General features: G+C 71.6%; 18 protein-coding genes. 14 read left to right on the top strand and 4 right to left on the bottom strand.

What is annotated here, in order from left to right; all coding sequences use genetic code 11:
- Window positions 1-90 precede the first annotated feature (90 nt).
- Entirely contained in the window at window positions 91-276 is a 186-nt protein-coding gene (gene rpmB / locus ACFWBF_RS01035; protein WP_385593115.1) for a 50S ribosomal protein L28, read from the bottom strand.
- A 242-nt stretch (window positions 277-518) separates the two neighbouring features.
- On the opposite strand from rpmB, the gene ACFWBF_RS01030 reads away from it, so the two are divergent.
- The 9 genes from ACFWBF_RS01030 (at window position 519) to mutM (ending at window position 9,475) form a co-directional block, all read left to right on the top strand.
- Window positions 519-2,168, top strand: coding sequence for a DAK2 domain-containing protein (locus tag ACFWBF_RS01030; protein ID WP_385593112.1), 1,650 nt, complete (start codon window positions 519-521; stop codon window positions 2,166-2,168).
- A 26-nt stretch (window positions 2,169-2,194) separates the two neighbouring features.
- Complete coding sequence (gene recG, locus ACFWBF_RS01025; RefSeq protein WP_385593110.1) at window positions 2,195-4,396, top strand: ATP-dependent DNA helicase RecG; 2,202 nt, start codon at window positions 2,195-2,197, stop codon at window positions 4,394-4,396.
- A gap of 44 nt (window positions 4,397-4,440) precedes the next feature.
- Window positions 4,441-5,019, top strand: a complete 579-nt coding sequence (gene rsmD / locus ACFWBF_RS01020) for a 16S rRNA (guanine(966)-N(2))-methyltransferase RsmD (RefSeq protein ID WP_385593107.1) — start codon at window positions 4,441-4,443, stop codon at window positions 5,017-5,019.
- A gap of 14 nt (window positions 5,020-5,033) precedes the next feature.
- Window positions 5,034-5,513: a pantetheine-phosphate adenylyltransferase gene (gene coaD / locus ACFWBF_RS01015; protein WP_385593232.1), complete on the top strand. Its 480-nt coding sequence runs from the start codon at window positions 5,034-5,036 to the stop codon at window positions 5,511-5,513.
- 103 nt (window positions 5,514-5,616) lie between these two features.
- Window positions 5,617-6,666, top strand: a complete 1,050-nt coding sequence (locus ACFWBF_RS01010; RefSeq protein ID WP_385593104.1) for a DivIVA domain-containing protein — start codon at window positions 5,617-5,619, stop codon at window positions 6,664-6,666.
- Between the two features lie 150 nt (window positions 6,667-6,816).
- Window positions 6,817-7,467 carry a YceD family protein gene (locus ACFWBF_RS01005; protein ID WP_385593229.1) on the top strand — a complete coding sequence of 217 codons (651 nt, stop codon included), beginning with the start codon at window positions 6,817-6,819 and terminating at the stop codon, window positions 7,465-7,467.
- 2 nt (window positions 7,468-7,469) lie between these two features.
- Complete coding sequence (gene rpmF / locus ACFWBF_RS01000) at window positions 7,470-7,643, top strand: 50S ribosomal protein L32 (protein ID WP_053675094.1); 174 nt, start codon at window positions 7,470-7,472, stop codon at window positions 7,641-7,643.
- A gap of 19 nt (window positions 7,644-7,662) precedes the next feature.
- The gene (rnc, locus tag ACFWBF_RS00995) at window positions 7,663-8,523 is read left to right on the top strand and encodes a ribonuclease III (RefSeq protein WP_385593101.1); all 861 of its coding nucleotides are present in this window, start codon (window positions 7,663-7,665) and stop codon (window positions 8,521-8,523) included.
- A gap of 85 nt (window positions 8,524-8,608) precedes the next feature.
- Window positions 8,609-9,475 carry a bifunctional DNA-formamidopyrimidine glycosylase/DNA-(apurinic or apyrimidinic site) lyase gene (gene mutM, locus ACFWBF_RS00990; protein ID WP_385593098.1) on the top strand — a complete coding sequence of 289 codons (867 nt, stop codon included), beginning with the start codon at window positions 8,609-8,611 and terminating at the stop codon, window positions 9,473-9,475.
- Here the strand turns inward: mutM and ACFWBF_RS00985 are convergent.
- A complete protein-coding gene (locus ACFWBF_RS00985) occupies window positions 9,451-9,852 on the bottom strand; it encodes a winged helix-turn-helix transcriptional regulator (RefSeq protein WP_385593095.1) in 402 nt (133 codons plus the stop codon). The two genes, mutM and ACFWBF_RS00985, sit on opposite strands and share 25 nt — an antisense overlap.
- A 111-nt stretch (window positions 9,853-9,963) precedes the next feature.
- Between ACFWBF_RS00985 and ACFWBF_RS00980 the strand changes: the two genes are divergently transcribed.
- Complete coding sequence (locus ACFWBF_RS00980; protein ID WP_385593093.1) at window positions 9,964-10,566, top strand: flavodoxin family protein; 603 nt, start codon at window positions 9,964-9,966, stop codon at window positions 10,564-10,566.
- Between the two features lie 40 nt (window positions 10,567-10,606).
- Here ACFWBF_RS00980 and ACFWBF_RS00975 read toward each other — a convergent pair whose 3' ends face one another.
- Window positions 10,607-11,482, bottom strand: coding sequence for a CAP domain-containing protein (locus tag ACFWBF_RS00975; RefSeq protein ID WP_385593091.1), 876 nt, complete (start codon window positions 11,480-11,482; stop codon window positions 10,607-10,609).
- A gap of 143 nt (window positions 11,483-11,625) precedes the next feature.
- Between ACFWBF_RS00975 and ACFWBF_RS00970 the strand changes: the two genes are divergently transcribed.
- From ACFWBF_RS00970 to ACFWBF_RS00955, 4 genes are all read left to right on the top strand, one after another.
- On the top strand, window positions 11,626-11,907 hold the full coding sequence (locus tag ACFWBF_RS00970) for an acylphosphatase (protein WP_385593088.1): 282 nt from the start codon (window positions 11,626-11,628) through the stop codon (window positions 11,905-11,907).
- Window positions 11,908-12,256: 349 nt separating this feature from the next.
- Entirely contained in the window at window positions 12,257-12,472 is a 216-nt protein-coding gene (locus ACFWBF_RS00965) for a hypothetical protein (protein WP_031144198.1), read from the top strand.
- Window positions 12,473-12,610: 138 nt separating this feature from the next.
- Complete coding sequence (locus ACFWBF_RS00960) at window positions 12,611-16,426, top strand: AAA family ATPase (protein WP_385593086.1); 3,816 nt, start codon at window positions 12,611-12,613, stop codon at window positions 16,424-16,426.
- A gap of 184 nt (window positions 16,427-16,610) precedes the next feature.
- Window positions 16,611-18,047 (top strand): sugar porter family MFS transporter, encoded by a 1,437-nt coding sequence (locus tag ACFWBF_RS00955; protein WP_385593083.1) that lies wholly within the window; start codon window positions 16,611-16,613, stop codon window positions 18,045-18,047.
- 40 nt (window positions 18,048-18,087) lie between these two features.
- Here ACFWBF_RS00955 and ACFWBF_RS00950 read toward each other — a convergent pair whose 3' ends face one another.
- On the bottom strand, window positions 18,088-19,074 hold the full coding sequence (locus tag ACFWBF_RS00950) for an LLM class flavin-dependent oxidoreductase (protein ID WP_385593081.1): 987 nt from the start codon (window positions 19,072-19,074) through the stop codon (window positions 18,088-18,090).
- Between the last annotated feature and the right edge of the window lie 70 nt (window positions 19,075-19,144).

The following is a 19,144-nucleotide window of genomic DNA, read 5'->3' as shown; positions in this document are numbered from 1 at the left end:
AAAGTTCCCGGGAAAGGCAAAAGGCCGGTTCACCAGAGGTGAACCGGCCTTCCTGGCAACCGGAAAGGGCTGCGCTACGACGACGGGGCGTCAGCGCGCGACCTTGCCGGCCTTGATGCACGAGGTGCAGGCGTTGAGGCGCTTCGGCGTCCCATTGACCACGGCACGGACGCGCTGGATGTTCGGGTTCCAGCGACGCGAGGTGCGGCGGTGCGAGTGGGAGATGCTGTTGCCGAAGCTCGGCCCCTTGGCGCAAACGTCGCAGTTGGCAGCCACAGGTCACTCCAAAGACTTCAGATGCACTTACAGTGAAATCCGGCGCACCGGAATCAGAGATCTGAAGTGGCTTGCCGGAGGGATGGCCCGACTCTCGACGGGCAACCTGAGCAGCATACAACGACTGCTTCGGTCCAAGAAAACTACCATGTCCGCCGCCCGTCCCGCCCCGGGGTCAAGACCCCGTGGCCGTCCTTCGTTACCCTGCGGTGAACCCTGGCCCGCACAAGGAGGAACGCCCGGTGGCGCACGAGCCTGGCCCGCACACCCTCGACGCCGAAGCGGTGCGCACCTGGAGCTCGCTGGCCCTGGCCGCACTGGGCCGGGCCCGCGAGGACATCGACGCGATCAACGTCTACCCCGTCGCGGACGCCGACACCGGCACCAACCTCTACCTCACCGCCGAGTCCGCCGACCGCGAGCTCCGGGCCGCCGTCGGGAACGTGACCGAGGCCACAGGCACCGCCGCCGCTTCCCTGTCCCGGGCCGTACGGGCCTACGCGCACGGCGCGCTCATAGGCGCCCGGGGGAACTCCGGGACGATCCTGGCGCAGCTGCTGCGCGGCGTGGCCGACGTACTGGGCGACGAGCCCGCCGGACGCGGGCCGGGCCGGCTGCTCGCCCAGGCGCTGACCCGGGCCGCGCAGGAGGCGTACGAGGCCGTCGCGCACCCGGTGGAGGGCACCATGCTCACCGTCGCCGCCGCGGCCGCGCGCGCCGGGGAGTCGGCCGAAGCAGCCGCCGGGACCGCGGCGGACGTGGCCCGGGCCGCCTACGACGGGGCCCGCGCGGCCCTGGCGCAAACCCCGGGGCAGCTCGCCGAGCTCGGGCGGGCCGGGGTGGTCGACGCGGGGGGCTGCGGGCTGGTCGCCGTACTCGGGGCCCTGTGGCAGGCGCTCTCCGGGCAGGAGGTGGCCCCCGACCCGGTGCGCGGGCGGGCGGTGCCCGTGCCGCAGCCGTCGCAGCCGTGCGCGCGGGAGCAGGAGGGGCCGGCGTACGAGGTGGTCTACCTGCTGGAGGCCGGCGAAGCCGCGGTCGGGGAACTGCGGACGCGGCTCGACGGACTCGGCGACTCCCTGGTGGTCGTCGGCGGCGACAGCCTGTGGAACGTCCACGTCCACGTCGACGACCCCGGCGCGGCCGTCGAGGCCGGGGTGGCCGCCGGCCGGCCGTACCGGATCCGCATCACCCACTTCGGTGACGAGCGGCGCCGGGCCAGGGGCGAGCGCGCCCAGCGGGCCGTGGTCGCCGTGCTCCCCGGCGAGGGACTGGCCGGGCTGTGCGGGGAGGCGGGCGCCACCACCGTGCTCGCACGCCCCGGGCAGCCGCCCACCGCAGCCGAACTGCTCGACGCCATCCGCCGGGCCCACGCCCGCGAGGTGGTGCTGCTCCCGGGCGGGGCCGAGCTGCGCGCGGCCGCGGGCGCCGCCGCCGAGCAGGCCCGCGCCGACGGCGTCCGGGTCGCGGTGATCCCCACCCGGTCGGCGGTCCAGGGCCTGGCCGCCCTCGCCGTGCACGACCCGGACGGCAGCTTCGACGAGGACGTGGTCGCCATGACCGCGGCGGCCGGCGCCACCCGGTACGCGGAACTGGCCGTCGCGGAACGGCAGTCCTTCACCTCGGCCGGCATCTGCCAGGCCGGCGACGTGCTCGGGCTCATCGACGGCGACGTGGCCGTCATCGGCTCGGGCCTGCCGCAGACGGCGGAGGCCGTCCTGGAGCGGATGCTCGGCTCCGGCGGCGAGCTCGTCACCCTGGTGCTGGGCCCCGAGGTGCCGGACGCGCTCGCCGAGCGCCTGGAGGCGTACGTCCAGCACGGGCACCTGGCCGTGGACACCGTGACCTACCACGGCGGGCGTTACTCGGCGCCGCTCCTCATCGGGGTGGAATAGCGGGCTTGTCAGCGCCATGGTGTGCAATGGAACACGTGCCCGCGCTCGACGAAGACCTCAAGAAGACGCTCGGCCCCGCCACCGCGAAGGTGCTGGCCGAACAGCTCGGCCTGCACACGGCCCTGGACCTGCTGCACCACTACCCCCGGCGGTACGCGGAGCGCGGCGAGCTGACCTCGCTGGCCGAGCTCGCCGACCAGATCGACGAGCACGTGACCGTCGTCGCGCAGGTCGCCGACGCCCGGCTGCTGACCTACCAGGGCAGCCGCGGCGGCGGCAAGCGGCTGGAGGTGACCATCACCGACGGAAACGGCCGGCTCCAGCTGGTCTTCTTCGGCGCGGGCGTCCACAAGCCGCACAAGGAACTGCTGCCCGGCAGCCGCGCGATGTTCGCGGGCAAGGTCTCGATGTTCAACCGCAAGCTCCAGCTCGCCCACCCCGCCTACGAGCCGCTCGGCAAGGACGCCGGCGAAACCGATGCGGCCGCCGCCTTCGCGAGCCAGCTCATCCCGATCTACCCGGCCTGCGCGAAGCTGGAGTCCTGGAAGATCACCAAGTGCGTGGACGCGGTGCTGCCCAGTGCGCAGGAGGTCCTGGACCCGCTCCCGGAGGCCCTGCGCGAGGGCCGCGGGCTGGTCCCGCTCACCGAGGCCCTGCTGAAGATCCACCGGCCGGCAACCAAGGCCGACATCGAGGACGCCCGCCGGCGCCTGAAGTGGGACGAGGCCTTCGTCCTCCAGGTCGCCCTCGCCCGCCGTCGGCACGCCGACTCCCAACTCCCCGCGGTCCCCCGCCGCCCCACCCCGGGCGGCCTCCTCGACTCCTTCGACGCCAAACTCCCCTTCACCCTCACCGAGGGCCAGCAGACCGTCTCGAAGGAGATCTTCGACGACCTCGCCACCAGCCACCCCATGCACCGCCTCCTCCAGGGCGAGGTCGGCTCGGGCAAGACGATGGTCGCGCTGCGGGCCATGCTCGCCGTCGTGGACAGCGGGGGGCAGGCCGCGATGCTCGCGCCCACCGAGGTGCTCGCGCAGCAGCACCACCGGTCCATCACCGAGATGATGGGCGAGCTCGCCGAGGGAGGCATGCTCGGCGGCTCCGACCAGGGCACCAAGGTCGTGCTGCTCACCGGGTCGATGGGGATGCCCGCGCGGCGCCAGGCGCTGCTCGACCTGGTCACCGGCGAGGCCGGGATCGTGATCGGCACCCACGCGCTGATCGAGGACAAGGTCCAGTTCCACGACCTCGGCCTGGTCGTCGTCGACGAACAGCACCGCTTCGGCGTGGAGCAGCGCGACGCGCTGCGCTCCAAGGGCAAGCAGCCCCCGCACCTGCTGGTGATGACCGCGACCCCGATCCCGCGCACGGTCGCCATGACCGTCTTCGGCGACCTGGAGACCTCGGTCCTCGACCAGCTGCCGGCCGGGCGCTCCCCGATCGCCACCCACGTGGTGCCCGCCAAGGACAAGCCGCACTTCCTGGCCCGGGCCTGGGAGCGGGTCCGGGAGGAAGTGGAGAACGGCCACCAGGCCTACGTGGTGTGCCCGCGCATCGGTGACGGGGAGGACGAGCCCAAGAAGAAGGCCGCCGCCGAGGCGGACGGGGACAAGCGCCCGCCGCTGGCGGTGCTGGACATCGCCGAACAGCTGACGCGCGGGCCGCTGGCCGGACTGGGCGTCGAGGTGCTCCACGGGCGGATGGACCCCGCCGACAAGGACGACGTCATGCGCCGCTTCGCCGCCGGCGAGGTCAAGGTGCTGGTCGCCACCACCGTCATCGAGGTCGGGGTGAACGTCCCGAACTCCACGGTGATGGTGATCATGGACGCGGACCGGTTCGGCGTCTCCCAGTTGCATCAGCTGCGCGGCCGTGTCGGCCGTGGCTCCGCGCCGGGCCTGTGCCTGCTGGTCAGCGAGATGCACGAGGCCAGCCCCGCCCGGGCCCGGCTCGCCGCCGTGGCCGCCACCCTCGACGGCTTCGAGCTCTCGCGCATCGACCTGGAGCAGCGCCGCGAGGGAGACGTCCTCGGCCAGGCCCAGTCCGGCGTCCGCTCCTCCCTGCGCATGCTCGCCGTCATCGAGGACGAGGAGGTCATCGCCCAGGCCCGCGAGGAGGCCACCCGCGTGGTCGCCGCCGATCCCGAGCTGGCGGGCCTGGCGGGTCTGAAGACCGCACTGGACGCCCTGCTCGACACCGAACGGGAGCAGTACCTGGAGAAGGGCTGACAATGGGGGTGCCCGTTGTCCCCGAGGATTGAAGGACCCCCCAGATGACCCGCGTGATCGCCGGCAGCGCCGGCGGGCGACGGCTGGCCGTGCCCCCGGGCACCGGCACCCGGCCGACTTCGGACCGGATGCGCGAAGGCCTCTTCTCCACCTGGGAGTCGCTGCACGGCGTCGAGGGGGCGCGCGTGCTCGACCTGTACGGGGGCTCCGGCGCCGTCGGCCTGGAGGCCCTCTCCCGCGGCGCCGCCCACACCCTGCTGGTGGAGGCCGACGCCAAGGCCGCGAAGGCGATCCGGGACAACATCAGGACGCTGGGCCTGCCCGGAGCCGAGTTCCGGCCGGGCAAGGCCGAGCAGATCGTCTCCGCCGTGGCGGGCGGGGACCCGTACGACATCGTCTTCCTGGACCCGCCGTACGCCGTGGAGCACGGGGACCTCCGCGAGATCCTCCTCACACTCCGGTCCAATGGCTGGCTCACCGACGATGCGCTCGTCACCGTGGAGCGCAGCACCAGGAGCGGCGCCTTCCCGTGGCCCGTGGGCTTCGAGCCGCTCCGGTCGCGGAAGTACGGCGAGGGCACCCTTTGGTACGGTCGCGCCGCCTTCACCAGCGAAAACTCATGAACGAGGGAGTTCAGTTGCGCCGCGCCGTCTGTCCGGGGTCCTTCGATCCCATCACCAACGGACACCTCGACATCATCGGACGCGCCTCCAGGCTCTACGACGTCGTGCACGTCGCGGTGATGATCAACCAGTCGAAGCAGGGCCTGTTCACGGTCGAGGAGCGGATCGAGCTGATCCGCGAGGCGACCGCCGACTACGGGAACGTCGAGGTCGAGTCCTTCCACGGGCTCCTCGTCGACTTCTGCAAGCAGCGGGACATCCCGGCCATCGTCAAGGGCCTGCGCGCCGTCAGCGACTTCGACTACGAGCTCCAGATGGCCCAGATGAACATGGGGCTCTCGGGCGTCGAGACGCTGTTCGTGCCGACCAACCCGACCTACAGCTTCCTGTCCTCCTCCCTGGTCAAGGAGGTCGCCGCCTGGGGCGGCGATGTCGCCCACCTGCTGCCCGCCCACGTGCACGCGGCGCTGATCGAGCGCCTCGCGAACCGCTGACGCGCTGACGGCGCCTCAGGCGGTGTCGGGCGCCCGCCCTGTGGCCTTAAAGTCGTCCCGTCCGTCTCAGGAACCGCCCGAGGCCGAGAGAGTGCGAGCCCCCATGGACGTGCAGAAGAAGCTCGACGAGATCGTCGCGGCCGTCGGCGGCGCCCGCTCCATGCCCATGTCGGCCTCCTGCGTGATCAATCGCGCCGAGCTGCTCGCGCAGCTCGAAGAGGTACGCCAGGCCCTGCCCGGGTCGCTCGCGCAGGCGCAGGAGCTCATCGGCGGCCGGGAGCAGATGGTCGAGGAGGCCCGCCGGGAGGCGGAGCGGATCATCGAGTCCGCGCACGCCCACCGCGGTTCGCTGATCTCCGACACCGAGGTGGCCCGGCGCTCCCAGGACGAGGCGGACCGGATCCTGGCGGAGGCCCGCCGGGAGGCCGAGGAGATCCGCGCCGAGGCGGACGACTACGTGGACAGCAAGCTCGCGAACTTCGAGGTCGTGCTCACCAAGACCATCGGCTCGGTGGACCGGGGCCGCGAGAAGCTGCTGGGCCGCGGCCCTGGCCTGGACGACCAGGGCTTCCCCGACGAGGAGGCGCCCGAGCGCAGCCACGACCCGCAGACGCAGCGCGAGCAGGCTGACGCGTACGTGGACGGCAAGCTGGCGACCTTCGAGGCGGTGCTCGCCAAGACCCTGGAGGCCGTCGGCCGGGGCCGCCAGAAGCTGCTCGGCCGGGTGCCCACGGACGACCTCGGTGCGCACATCGCCGCCCAGGACGCGGCAGGGGTGCAGCAGTCCCGCTCGGGGAGCGACGCGGACTTCCTGGCGGGCCTGGCCGAGCCGGAGGCCCCGGTGGCTCCCCTGATCCCGGCGCAGGCGCAGCCGGAGCCCGCGTACGACGCGTACGCCTACCAGCAGCCGGTGCAGCACCAGCAGCAGGACGCGTACGGCTACCAGGACCCCTACGGCTACCAGCAGCAGGTCCAGCAGCAGCCCGACCCGTACGCCGTCTCCTACGAGCAGCAGCCCGACCCGTACGCGGCCTACCAGCAGCAGGGGCAGCAGGCCGAGCAGGAGCAACAGCCCGCGCTCGACGAGACCAGCTTCTTCGACACGGGCATGATCAACCTGGATCAGCTGCGCCAGTACGAACAGGGCCGCTGACTTCCCCTCCGCACCTGGATTGGGCTCAGAGCGAAGCGACGGGTATCCTGGCTCTTCGGTCGCGCGTATGCACCGCGATCCATGCTGCCCTCGAGCGGCGGAATTTTTGATCTTCAGCAGTTTTGACACACCGCGAAAGCAGGAACGGCCCTGAATACCCGCCTTGACCACCACAACCCCCTCGTGTTCGACACGCACGAGCTGGGTCGGCGTCCTGGTGCCATGCAGCGGCTGTCCCGTGAGATCGCGGCACCGGCGGACCTCGGTCTCGCCGGCGTCATCGGGGTACCGGAAGGCGCCCCGCTGAAGCTCAGCCTCCGCCTGGAGTCGGTCATGGAAGGTGTGCTTGTCACAGGCACCGCCCGTGCATCGGCCGCAGGGGAGTGCGTAAGGTGTCTGGAGGCCGTCGAGCGAGAGCTCAAGGCGGACTTCCAGGAGATGTTCTCGTACCCTGACGCCGACGACCGGAACCGCTCCAAGGCGGAGCCGGCCGACGACGCCGAGGACGACGAGGACACGCTCTTCCTCGAGGACGGCTTGTTCGACCTCGAACCCGTGCTGCGTGACGTGGTAGTGCTTGCACTGCCCATGCAGCCGGTGTGCCGGGAGGACTGTCTCGGACTGTGCCCCGATTGCGGGCTCAGCCTGAACGACGACCCGGACCACCACCACGACGCCGTCGACATCCGTTGGGCGGCACTGCAGGGACTCGTCGTGACCGATCAGGACGACGAGAAGGACAACATGAGCGGCACTGCCTCTGACGGAGTTCAGGGCGCCGCCGAGAAGCAGGAGAAGTAGCCGTGGCTGTTCCGAAGCGGAAGATGTCGCGCAGCAACACGCGCCACCGCCGGTCGCAGTGGAAGGCTGCGGTCCCCAACCTGGTTTCGTGCGAGCGTTGCCAGGAGCCGAAGCTCCAGCACATTGCGTGCCCGAGCTGCGGCACCTACAACAAGCGCCAGGTCCTCGAGGTCTGAGCGGCTGGTGAGAGGCGCAATGTCTGAGCTGTCCAACGCTGAGAAGCAGGCAGACAGTAACAACGCGGCCTCGTCCCACACGCTTCTGGAAGGGCGGCTCGGGTACCAACTCGAGTCCGCCCTTCTGGTGCGTGCGCTGACCCACCGCTCATACGCGTACGAGAACGGCGGTCTGCCCACCAACGAACGGCTGGAGTTCCTCGGGGACTCCGTGCTGGGCCTGGTGGTCACGGACACGCTGTACACGACCCACCCCGATCTGCCGGAAGGCCAGCTGGCCAAACTGCGGGCCGCGGTGGTCAACTCACGCGCACTGGCGGAGGTCGGGCGTGGCCTCGAACTCGGTCTCTTCATCCGGCTCGGCCGGGGCGAAGAGGGCACGGGTGGCCGGGACAAGGCATCCATCCTCGCCGACACCCTTGAAGCGGTGATCGGCGCGGTCTACCTCGACCAGGGCCTCGACGCGGCCTCGGAGCTGGTTCACCGGCTCTTCGACCCGCTCATCGAGAAGTCCTCCAACCTCGGTGCCGGCCTGGACTGGAAGACCAGTCTCCAGGAGCTCACGGCGGCCGAAGGTCTCGGCGTTCCGGAATACCTGGTCACCGAGACAGGCCCGGACCACGAGAAGACGTTCACCGCTGCCGCCCGCGTCGGTGGTGTCTCGTACGGCACCGGCACCGGCCGCAGCAAGAAGGAAGCCGAGCAGCAGGCGGCGGAGTCCGCATGGCGCGGTATCCGCGCCGCCGCGGACGAGCGGATCGCGGCAGCCGCCGCGGCTTCCGCGGCCGCCGCGGTGGAGGCCCCGGCTCCGGCCGGGACCGAAGCCACGGCCGAGGACGACGGGGCGCCGACGCCCGCCGATCCGACGCCGAGTGCCTGAAGTTCCTTTGCAGTGACCCCGCCGCACTTGTGTGCGGCGGGGTTTCTCGTTCCCGTTCCGCGTCCATCCCCCGGAGGAGACCGCCGTGCCCGAGCTGCCCGAAGTCGAAGTGGTGCGGCGGGGACTCGAGCGCTGGGTGGCGGGGCGCACCGTCGAGTCCGTCGAGGTGCTGCACCCCCGGGCCGTACGGCGTCACCTCGGGGGCGGCGCGGACTTCGCCGCGCGCCTCGGCGGACAGACCATCGGGGTGCCGCAGCGCCGCGGCAAGTACCTCTGGCTGCCCCTGCAAGGACGGGACCTGTCCGTGCTCGGGCACCTCGGGATGAGCGGGCAGCTGCTCGTACAACCGCAGGACGCGCCGGACGAGAAGCACCTGCGGATCCGGGTGCGGTTCGACGACGACCTGGGGACCGAGCTGCGCTTCGTGGACCAGCGGACCTTCGGCGGGCTGTCGTTGCACGAGGTCGCCGCCGACCGTACGGACGGGCTGCCCGACGTCATCGCGCACATCGCGCGGGACCCGCTGGACCCGCTGTTCGACGAGGTCGCCTACCACCTGGCGCTGCGGGCCAAGCGGAGCACCGTGAAGCGGGCGCTGCTGGACCAGTCGCTGATCAGCGGGGTCGGCAACATCTACGCCGACGAGGCGCTGTGGCGCGCCAGGCTGCACTACGAGCGCCCCACCGACACGCTCACGCGCCCCCGGAGCGCGGAACTCCTCGGGCATGTCCGGGACGTCATGAACGCCGCCCTGGCGGTCGGCGGTACGAGCTTCGACAGCCTCTACGTGAACGTGAACGGGGAATCCGGGTACTTCGACCGCTCGCTCGACGCCTACGGGCGCGAGGACGAGCCGTGCCGGCGCTGCGGGACCCCGATGCGGCGCCGGCCGTGGATGAACCGGTCCAGCTACTTCTGCCCGCGCTGTCAGCGGCCGCCGCGGGCGTCGTAGGACTCCCGCGCGCCCAGCACCAGCGGCATGCTGCCCTCCAGGAAGTGGATCAGCGCGAGCAGCCGGTCGGCGACTTCGGCGCCGAGCGGGGTCAGTTCGTAGTCGACGCGCGGCGGGTTGGTCGGCTGCGCCTCACGGTTGACGATGCCGTCGCGCTCCAGCGCGTGCAGGGTCTGGGAGAGCATCTTCTCGCTCACGCCATCGACCCGGCGGCGTAGTTCGTTGAACCTGCACGGTCCGTCGCGCAGGGCGCCGACCGTGAGGCTGCCCCAGCGGCCCGTGACGTGTTCCAGGGTCTCGCGGGACGGGCAGGCGCGCCCGAAGACGTCGAACGGCAGTTCGGCGTTGGCGGCTTCGCGGCAAACGGGGGTCTCCATGCCCTACAGCGTACCTCTGGGCGGCGCTAACTGATGGGTTGCGCTTTCTGAAAGTTAGTGATTCTCTTTCCCTCGTCACACAGCAGTGTTCCTTTGAGGGAGAGATCAGCCTTGTCCGGTATCACGCACACCCCCGTCGTCTCGATCGCCTACCACTCCGGCTACGGCCACACCGCCGTCGTCGCCGAGGCCGTCCGGGCCGGTGCCGCCGAGGCCGGGGCGACGGTCCACCTGATCAAGGTCGACGAGATCGACGACGCGCAGTGGGAGCTCCTCGACGCGTCCGACGCGATCGTCTTCGGCTCCCCGACCTACATGGGCACCGCCTCGGGCGCCTTCCACGTCTTCGCCGAGGCCACCTCGAAGCGCTGGTTCGGCGACGTGTGGCAGGACAAGGTCGCCGCGGGCTTCACGAACTCCGCTTCCAAGAGCGGCGACAAGGGCCACACGCTGAACTTCTTCCAGACGCTGGCCGCGCAGCACGGCATGAACTGGGTCAACCTGGGCCTGAAGCCGGGCTGGAACTCCACCACCGCATCCGAGAACGACCTCAACCGCCTCGGCTTCTTCGGTGGGGCCGCGGCCCAGACCAACGCCGACGAGGGTGCGGAAGCGGTCCACAAGGCCGACGTCGCGACCGCCGAGCACCTCGGCCGGCGCGTCGCCGAGCACACCCGTGTCGTGCTCGCCGGCCGCGCGGTCCTGGCGGTCTGACCGAGGCGGTCTGACCGAGGCGGTCTGGCGGCCCGGCGCTCTAGAAGCCGAAGTCCTGCGTCCACCAGGGGCCGCCGGCGGCGAAGTGGGCGCCGACGCCCAGGGTGCGGAACTCGCAGTTGAGGATGTTCGCCTTGTGGCCCGGGCTGTTCATCCAGGCCTTCATCACGGCGTCGGCGTCGCCCTGGCCGCGGGCTATGTTCTCGCCGCCGAGGCCCGAGAGCCCGGCCTTGGTCGCCCGGTCCCACGGGGTGTTGCCGTCGGGGTCCGTGTGGTCGAAGAAGCCCCGGGTGGCCATGTCCTTGCTGAAGGCCCCGGCCAGCGCCGCGAGCGGCGGGTTCGCCCGTACCGGACCGCATCCGGCCTGGGCGCGGGCCTGGTTCACCAGGGTCACCACGGCGGCCTCCTCCGCGGAGTGGCCGTCGGTGGCCGGCGGGTCCGCGGGCTTGGACGTCTTCGGCGCCGCCGGCTTCGCCGGGGCCGGGGCCGCGCTCTTCTCGGGCGTCTTCTGCGGCTCCGGCGCCTTCGTGGAGGGCGACGGGCTCGGAGTGGCCGAGGGGGAGGGGGAAGGGGAGGCCGACGGGGACGGGGAGGCCGACGGGGACGGGGAGCCCGTGGCCGCGTCCGGGGCGTCCGACGCGCGGCCGGAGAGGTTGGCGAGCCCGCCCTGCTGCTCCACCGAGCTGTCGGGGCTCGGCGAGGCCTGGTCGCCGGCCTTGGCCTTGGCTTCCGTCTTCGTGTCGGAGCCCACGCCCGAGACGCCCACGTACGGGAAGGAGGCGCCGACCGGCACGATGCCGGTGGTGACGGCAGCGGTGCCGAGGGCCACGGCCACGGAGACACCGAGCAGACCGGTGCGCACGGCGGTACGGCGCTGGCCGCGGCCGGGCGCGGCGTGGAGTCGGTGGCGTCCCATCGCGGCGTACCTTCCTTGCAGTAGCTAAGATCAAGATCAGTCTCTACTCACCCGAACGGGTGAGCTCATTGCTGCGCGACTGTACGCCATGGGGCAAGGGGGGCGACGTGCCCCGAAAGTGTTTGCCCGGTTAGCGTTCACGCATGAACGAAGATGTCCGGCTGACCGCCTGGGTGCGCGGTCGTGTACAGGGAGTGGGCTTCCGCTGGTTCACCAGGGCCAATGCTCTGGAGATCGGCGGCCTCGCCGGCTTCGCGCTCAACCTCGACGACGGTCGAGTGCAGGTCGTGGCCGAAGGTCAACGTGAGAATTGCCACCGGCTCCTGGAATGGCTCGGCTCCGCCGACACGCCCGGGCGGGTGGACGGGGTGACAGAGATCTGGGGCACACCGCGCGGTGGCTACGACGGCTTCGCGATCCGGTGACCGATCGACTGATCATGTACTGAACACATTGCGCGATGGTCCGCACATGGTCGGATCTGCGCATTCACCGCCGACGCGTTGCCGACCCGGCCGATCCGTGGAAGGCTCGGAGACGAGGATGATCTCCACGCCCCTTGCGAGGGCCGGGCTGCCCGCCGATACAGGGCGTGATCGTGTTGACCGTCAAACTTTTTGGTGAGACGCTGGAAGCCCCGCGCACCTGAGCTGTTTGGCAGTGTTGGCAGTATTAAGCGCAGTGACTGACAGTCGCTGCCGGACATCCGCGGGTGCGTTTCCCTCACGACCCACACCGCTTCGGTCGGTCACTCAGTGTGGAGGACCATCCATCATGGCAAAGGCGCTTCTCGGTTACGTCGGCGGTTCCGACCCGCGACTCCTCGCCGAGATGCGACGGCTTCAGCAGCGCGTCCAGGACCTCGAGTCCGAGCTCGTACGGATTCAGTCTGAAAACGACGCGCTGAACGCGGCCGCCGCTCAGCACGGAGACTCGCTGCTGGACAGCATCGACATCGACGTACCCCAGGCGGAGCCTGCGCTCACCTGATCCGCGCTCATCGTCGCTCGACTCCAGCCCAGCATGATCTGCAAGGGACGCTTCGGCGTCCCTTCTTTCTTTCTCGCGGGCGCGCGTCCCCCGTACCTTCATGGGTGAAACCGGACGCGGAAGGTAGAGTCCGGCGGCGTGCACCTCAAGTCCTTGACCCTGCGTGGCTTCAAGTCCTTTGCTTCTGCGACCACCCTGCGCTTCGAGCCCGGGATCACCTGCGTGGTGGGCCCGAACGGCTCGGGCAAGTCCAATGTGGTGGACGCGCTGTCCTGGGTCATGGGGGAGCAGGGGGCGAAGTCCCTGCGCGGCGGGAAGATGGAAGACGTCATTTTCGCGGGCACCACGGGGCGCCCGCCGCTGGGGCGGGCCGAGGTCTCCCTCACGATCGACAACTCCGACGGCGCGCTGCCCATCGACTACGCCGAAGTCACCCTTACCCGGATCATGTTCCGCGGCGGCAGCAGCGAGTACCAGATCAACGGTGACACCTGCCGGCTGCTGGACATCCAGGAGCTGCTCTCCGACTCCGGCATCGGCCGCGAGATGCACGTCATCGTCGGCCAGGGCCAGCTGGACTCCGTCCTGCACGCCGACCCGATGGGCCGACGGGCCTTCATCGAGGAGGCCGCCGGCGTACTGAAGCACCGCAAGCGGAAAGAGAAGGCGCTGCGGAAGCTGGACGCGATGCAGGCCAACCTCGCACGCGTCCAGGACCTCAACGACGAACTGCGGCGGCAGCTCAAGCCCCTGGGCCGGCAGGCGGCGGTCGCCCGCCGGGCCGCCGTGATCCAGGCCGACCTGCGCGACGCGCGGCTGCGGCTGCTCGCCGACGACCTCGTGACGCTGAAGCGCGCCCTCGACGCGGAGATCGCTGACGAGACCGCGCTCAAGGAGCGCAAGGAGACGGCCGAGGCGCAGCTCGCGGGCGCGGTGCGGCGGGAGTCCGAACTGGAGGAGGCCGTACGGGAACTCGCGCCGCGCCTCCAGCGCGCGCAGCAGACCTGGTACGAGCTGTCGCAGCTGGCCGAGCGGGTACGGGGGACCGCTTCCCTGGCGGACGCGCGCGTCAAGAGCGCGACGGCTCCGGTGGAGGAGGAGCGGCGCGGCGCGGATTCGAGGGACCCCGAAAGCATGGAGCAGGAGGCCGAGCGGATCCGCGAGCAGGAGGCGGAACTGACGGCCGCGTTGGAGGCGGCCTCGCGGGCGCTGGAGGACACCGTCGAGCACCGGGCCGAGCTGGAGCGGTCGCTGGCCGAGGAGGAACGACGGCTGCGGGACGCGGCGCGGGCCGTCGCCGACCGGCGCGAGGGCCTGGCCCGGCTGACGGGGCGCCTGGGCGCGGCCCGCTCCCGGGCCGGGGCCGCGCAGGCGGAGATCGACCGGCTGGTGGCGGCGCGGGACGAGGCGCAGTCGCGCGCCGCCGCCGCGCAGGCGGAGTACGAGGCGCTCGCGGAAGAGGTCGGCGGGCTCGAAGACCCGTCGGCGGACACGGAGCACGAGGCCGCGCGGGCGGAGCTGGCGGCGGCGGAAACCGGGCTGTCCGCCGCGCGGGACGCCCTGGCCGCGGCCGAGCGGTCGCGGGCGGCGGTGTCGGCGCGGCATGACGCGCTGGCGCTGGGGCTGCGCCGCAAGGACGGTACGGGCGCGCTGCTGGCCGCGCGGGATCGGCTGGCCGGGCTGATGGGTCCGGCGGCGGAACGTCTCTGCGTCACCCCGGGGTACGAGGTCCCCGTCGCGGCGGCCCTGGGTGCGGCGGCGGACGCGCTGGCCGTGGCCTCGCCGCAGGCCGCGGCCGCCGCCATCCGGCACCTGCGCGCGGCCGACGCCGGGCGGGCCACGTTCCTGATCACCCCGCCGGGTGCTCTCCCGGACCGGGGCGCGGATGCCGCCGGGTCGGCCGTCCTGCCCGGCCAGCCCCAGCCCCAGCCCCGGACCGGGACCGGGACCGGGACCGGGACCGGGACCGGGGGAGCCTTCCCCCACCCTGCCCCTCCCCGAGACCGGGCGCTGCCCGGCCCCGCGCCTCAAACGCCGGCGGGGCTGGATGTGCGGGGCGCCGCGCCGGGCCCCGCCCCGGGCCTCGTGCCTCATACGCCGGCGGGGCTGGATCTGCGGAGCACCGGCCGCGGACCCGCGGGCGAAGCCGCCACCGGCGTGCCCGCGGCCGCGCTGGTCGGCGGCGACGCCGAAGCGCGGCGGGCCGTGGGATGGATCCTGCGGGACCACTTCGTGGTCGGGTCCCTCGAAGAGGCCGAGGCACTCGTCGCGGAGCGGCCCGACGCGGTGGCCGTCACCCGGGAGGGGGACGTGGTCGGGGCGCATCTCGCGCACGGCGGCTCCGCGGGGGTGCCCAGCCTGATCGAGGTACAGGCCGCCGTGGACGAGGCGGTCGCGGAGCTGGCCCGGCTCGACGGGCAGTGCCTGGAACTGGACGGGGCGAAACAGGCGGCCGAGGCCCGCCGCGCCCACGGCGCGGCCCGGGTGGAGGAGCTAGGCGAACGCCGCCGCGCCGCCGAGCAGGCCCGCGCCGGGGTGGCCCAGCAGCTCGGCCGCCTCGCCGGGCAGGCCAAGGGGGCCGCGGGCGAGGCCGAGCGCTGCACCACGGCCGCGGCCAAGGCGCAGGACGCGCTGGAGCAGGCCCTGGCCGAGGTGGAGGAGTGCGCGCAACGGCTCGAGGTGGCGCAGGAGATGCCGGTCGAGGAGGAGCCGGACAGCTCCCGGCGCGACCGTCTCGCCGCCGACGGGGCCAACGCGCGCCAGACCGAGATGGAGGCGCGGCTGCAGCTGCGCACCCACGAGGAGCGGGTCAAGGGGCTGGCCGGACGCGCCGACGCACTCGACCGCGGAGCCCGCGCGGAGCGGGAGGCCCGCGCCCGCGCCGAGCGGCGCCGGGAGCGGCTGCGCCGCGAGGCGCAGGTGGCCCGGGCCGTGGCGGACGGCGCCCGGCAACTGCTCGCGCACGTGGAGGTGTCGCTGAGCCGGGCCGAACAGGAACGGGCCGCCGCCGAGTACGCCAAGGGACTGCGCGAGCGCGAACTGGCCGAGGCCCGGGGCCGCGGCCGCGACCTCAAGGGCGAGCTCGACAAGCTCACCGACTCCGTCCACCGCGGCGAGGTGCTCGGCGCCGAGAAGCGGCTGCGCATCGAGCAGGTCGAGGGCCGCGCCCTGGAGGAGTTCGGGATGGAGGCGGCCGGCCTGGTCGCCGAGTACGGGCCCGACCAGCCGGTGCCGCCCTCCCCGCCCGCCGAGGGCGAAGCACTGCCCGAGGACCCGGAACATCCGCGCAACCGCCCCGGCCCCTTCGTACGGGACCGGCAGGAGAAGCGGCTGAAGGCGGCCGAGCGCGCGTACCAGCAGCTCGGCAAGGTCAACCCGCTCGCCCTGGAGGAGTTCGCGGCCCTGGAGGAGCGTCACCAGTTCCTCAGCGAGCAGCTGGAGGACCTGCGCAAGACCCGGGCCGATCTCCTTCAGGTCGTGAAGGAGGTCGACGAGCGCGTGGAGCAGGTCTTCACCGAGGCCTACCGGGACACGGCCCGCGAGTTCGAGGGGGTGTTCTCGCGGCTGTTCCCCGGCGGCGAGGGCCGGCTGATCCTCACCGACCCCGACAACATGCTGGCCACCGGCGTGGACGTCGAGGCCCGCCCGCCCGGCAAGAAGGTCAAGCGGCTCTCGCTGCTGTCCGGCGGCGAGCGCTCCCTGACCGCAGTGGCGCTGCTGGTCTCCATCTTCAAGGCCCGGCCCAGCCCGTTCTACGTGATGGACGAGGTGGAGGCCGCGCTCGACGACACGAACCTGCAGCGGCTGATCCGGATCATGGAGGAGCTCCAGGAGAGCTCGCAGCTCATCGTGATCACCCATCAGAAGCGGACGATGGAGGTCGCCGACGCGCTCTACGGCGTCTCCATGCAGGGCGACGGCGTCTCGAAGGTCATCAGCCAGCGACTCCGCTAACCCGCTTATATTCAAGAAGTGAACTCAAAGGTGGCAGTTCCTGGCTTACACGAACTTCACACCGCCTATTGACTTCACGAAATGAACACATAGGCTCGCTCCGCTGTCTCCCGCCCTCGGGTGGTGCCCGATCTTGAACTGTGCGCCACTGGTAGGACGGACGAAACCCCCCACGGAGCACACCTTGACCAGCAGCAGCACAGCGAACGTCCCCGCGGCAGGCGGTGGTCGGGCGGCACACCCCGACCACCTCGGGCACGTCATCTTCATCACCGCGGCCGCGGCCATGGGCGGATTCCTCTTCGGCTACGACAGCTCCGTCATCAACGGCGCCGTCGTCGCGATCCGGGACCGCTTCGACATCGGCCCCGCCGCCCTCGCCCAGGTGATCGCCGCCGCGCTGATCGGCTGTGCGTTCGGCGCCGCCACCGCGGGCCGCATCGCCGACCGGATCGGCCGTATCCGCTGCATGCAGATCGCCGCCGTCCTCTTCACGGCGAGCGCCATCGGTTCTGCCCTCCCCTTCGCCCTGTGGGACCTGGCCGTGTGGCGGGTCGTCGGCGGCTTCGGCATCGGCATGGCCTCCGTCATCGGACCGGCCTACATCGCCGAGGTCTCCCCGCCCGCGTACCGCGGCCGGCTCGCCTCCTTCCAGCAGGCGGCGATCGTCATCGGCATCGCCGTCTCCCAGCTCGTCAACTGGGGGATCCTGAACCTCGCCGACGGCGACCAGCGCGGCAAGATCGGCGGCCTGGAAGCCTGGCAGTGGATGCTCGGCGTCATGGTCGTTCCGGCCGCGCTCTACGGGCTGATGTCCTTCGTCATCCCGGAGTCCCCCCGCTTCCTGGTCTCCGTCGGCCGCACCGACGAGGCCAAGAAGGTGCTCGCCGAGGTCGAGGGTTCGCAGGTGGACCTCGAAGGGCGCGTCGCCGAGATCGAGCACGCCATGCGCTCCGAGCACAAGTCCACCTTCAAGGACCTGCTCGGCGGGCGCTTCGGCTTCCTGCCCATCGTCTGGGTCGGCATCGGCCTGTCGCTGTTCCAGCAGCTCGTCGGCATCAACGTGATCTTCTACTACAGCTCCTCGCTGTGGCAGTCCGTCGGCATCGACCCGAGCGCCTCGTTCCTGTACTCCTTCGAGACCTCGGTCGTGAACATCATCGGCACGGTGATCGCGATGATCTTCGTGGACCGGATCGGCCGCAAGCCGCTGGCCCTCATCGGCTCGGTCGGCATGACGATCTCGCTGGGGCTCGCCGCCTGGGCGTTCTCGTTCAAGTCCGGGGTCGGCGACGACATCGCCCTGCCGCACGCCCAGGGCATCGTGGCCCTGGTCGCCGCCAACTGCTTCGTGCTCTTCTTCGCGCTGTCCTGGGGCGTGGTGGTCTGGGTGCTGCTCGGCGAGATGTTCCCGGGCCGCATCCGCGCCGCGGCCCTCGGCGTCGCCGCGGCCGCCCAGTGGATCGCCAACTGGGTCATCACCGTGTCGTTCCCGACCCTCTCGGACTGGAACCTGTCCGGCGCGTACATCATCTACACGGTCTTCGCCCTGCTCTCGATCCCCTTCATCCTCAAGTGGGTGCCGGAGACCAAGGGCAAGGCGCTGGAGGAGATGGGGTAACCACCCCCGCCAACACCCCTCTCCTCGATACTGCCCCGGCTCAGTCCTTGAGCCGGGGCAGTACCTGTTCGCACAGCAGGTGCAGGCTCCGCCAGCCCTCGTCGACCGGCATCCCGCCGCACAGCGGGTGCAACACCAGGTTCCCGGCCTCGCCGGCGGCGCGGGCGTACGCCACCGCCTCGTCCGGGGTGAGGATGCGGTACACCCCCTCCGCGCGCAGCTCCGCCACCGAGCGGGCGGCGGACCGTACGGCGCTGCGGATGTCCTTGGACTGCCAGGACGCGTACATGCCCGCCTCGTGCAGGAAGCGCTCGCCGTGCTCGGCCCACGTCCGGTCCGGGTCCTCGGCGATGTGCAGCAGCGGGGTCTCGGCGGCCGGCATCATGCAGAAGCCCTCGGTGCCGTACTCCGCGAGCCTCGCGTGGTAGTACGCCTCCAGCTCCGGCAGGTGCGCGCTAGGGAAGAAGGGCAGCCCCAGCCGGGCCGCGCGCCGGGCCGCCGCCTGCGAGCTGCCGCCGACCAGGAGCATCGGGTGCGGCCGGGTGAACGGCCGCGGGGTGACCCGTACCGTACGGCCGCGGAACTCGAACGGCTCGCCGGTCCACGCCTTCAGCAGGGTCTCCAGCAGCTCGTCCTGGAGCCGCCCGCGCCGGCCCCACTCCACGCCGTGCTGCTCGTACTCCTCGGGCCGGTAGCCGATGCCCGCGACCGTGACGAGGCGGCCGCCGCTCAGCAGATCCAGGACGGCGACGTCCTCGGCGACCTTGAGGGGGTCGTACAGCGGGCCGATGATCGCCGAGACGGTGACCGCGATCCGGCGGGTGGCGCCGAAGACCGCGCCCGCGAAGGCGAACGGCGAGGGCAGCCAATTGTTGTCGGTGCCGTGGTGCTCTTCGGTCTGGATGGTGTCGATCCCGCGGTCGTCCGCGTACCTGGCCATCTCCAGGGCCGCCTTGTACCGGGCGGAGAGGGTCTCGGGGGTGCCGTTCGGGTCGACGAGATTGAACCGGGCCACGGTGATGGGCATGGAGAAGTCCCCCTTCGCCGGATGTGGGTGGGCGGGCGAAGGGGGACGTTAGCTGACGTGGCGTCAGTTT

The organism is Streptomyces sp. NPDC060028, assembly GCF_042736725.1.
GTDB lineage: Bacteria > Actinomycetota > Actinomycetes > Streptomycetales > Streptomycetaceae > Streptomyces.
The sequence above is the reverse complement of the archived record's forward strand: the minus strand, read 5'-3'. Positions and strand labels throughout refer to the sequence as shown.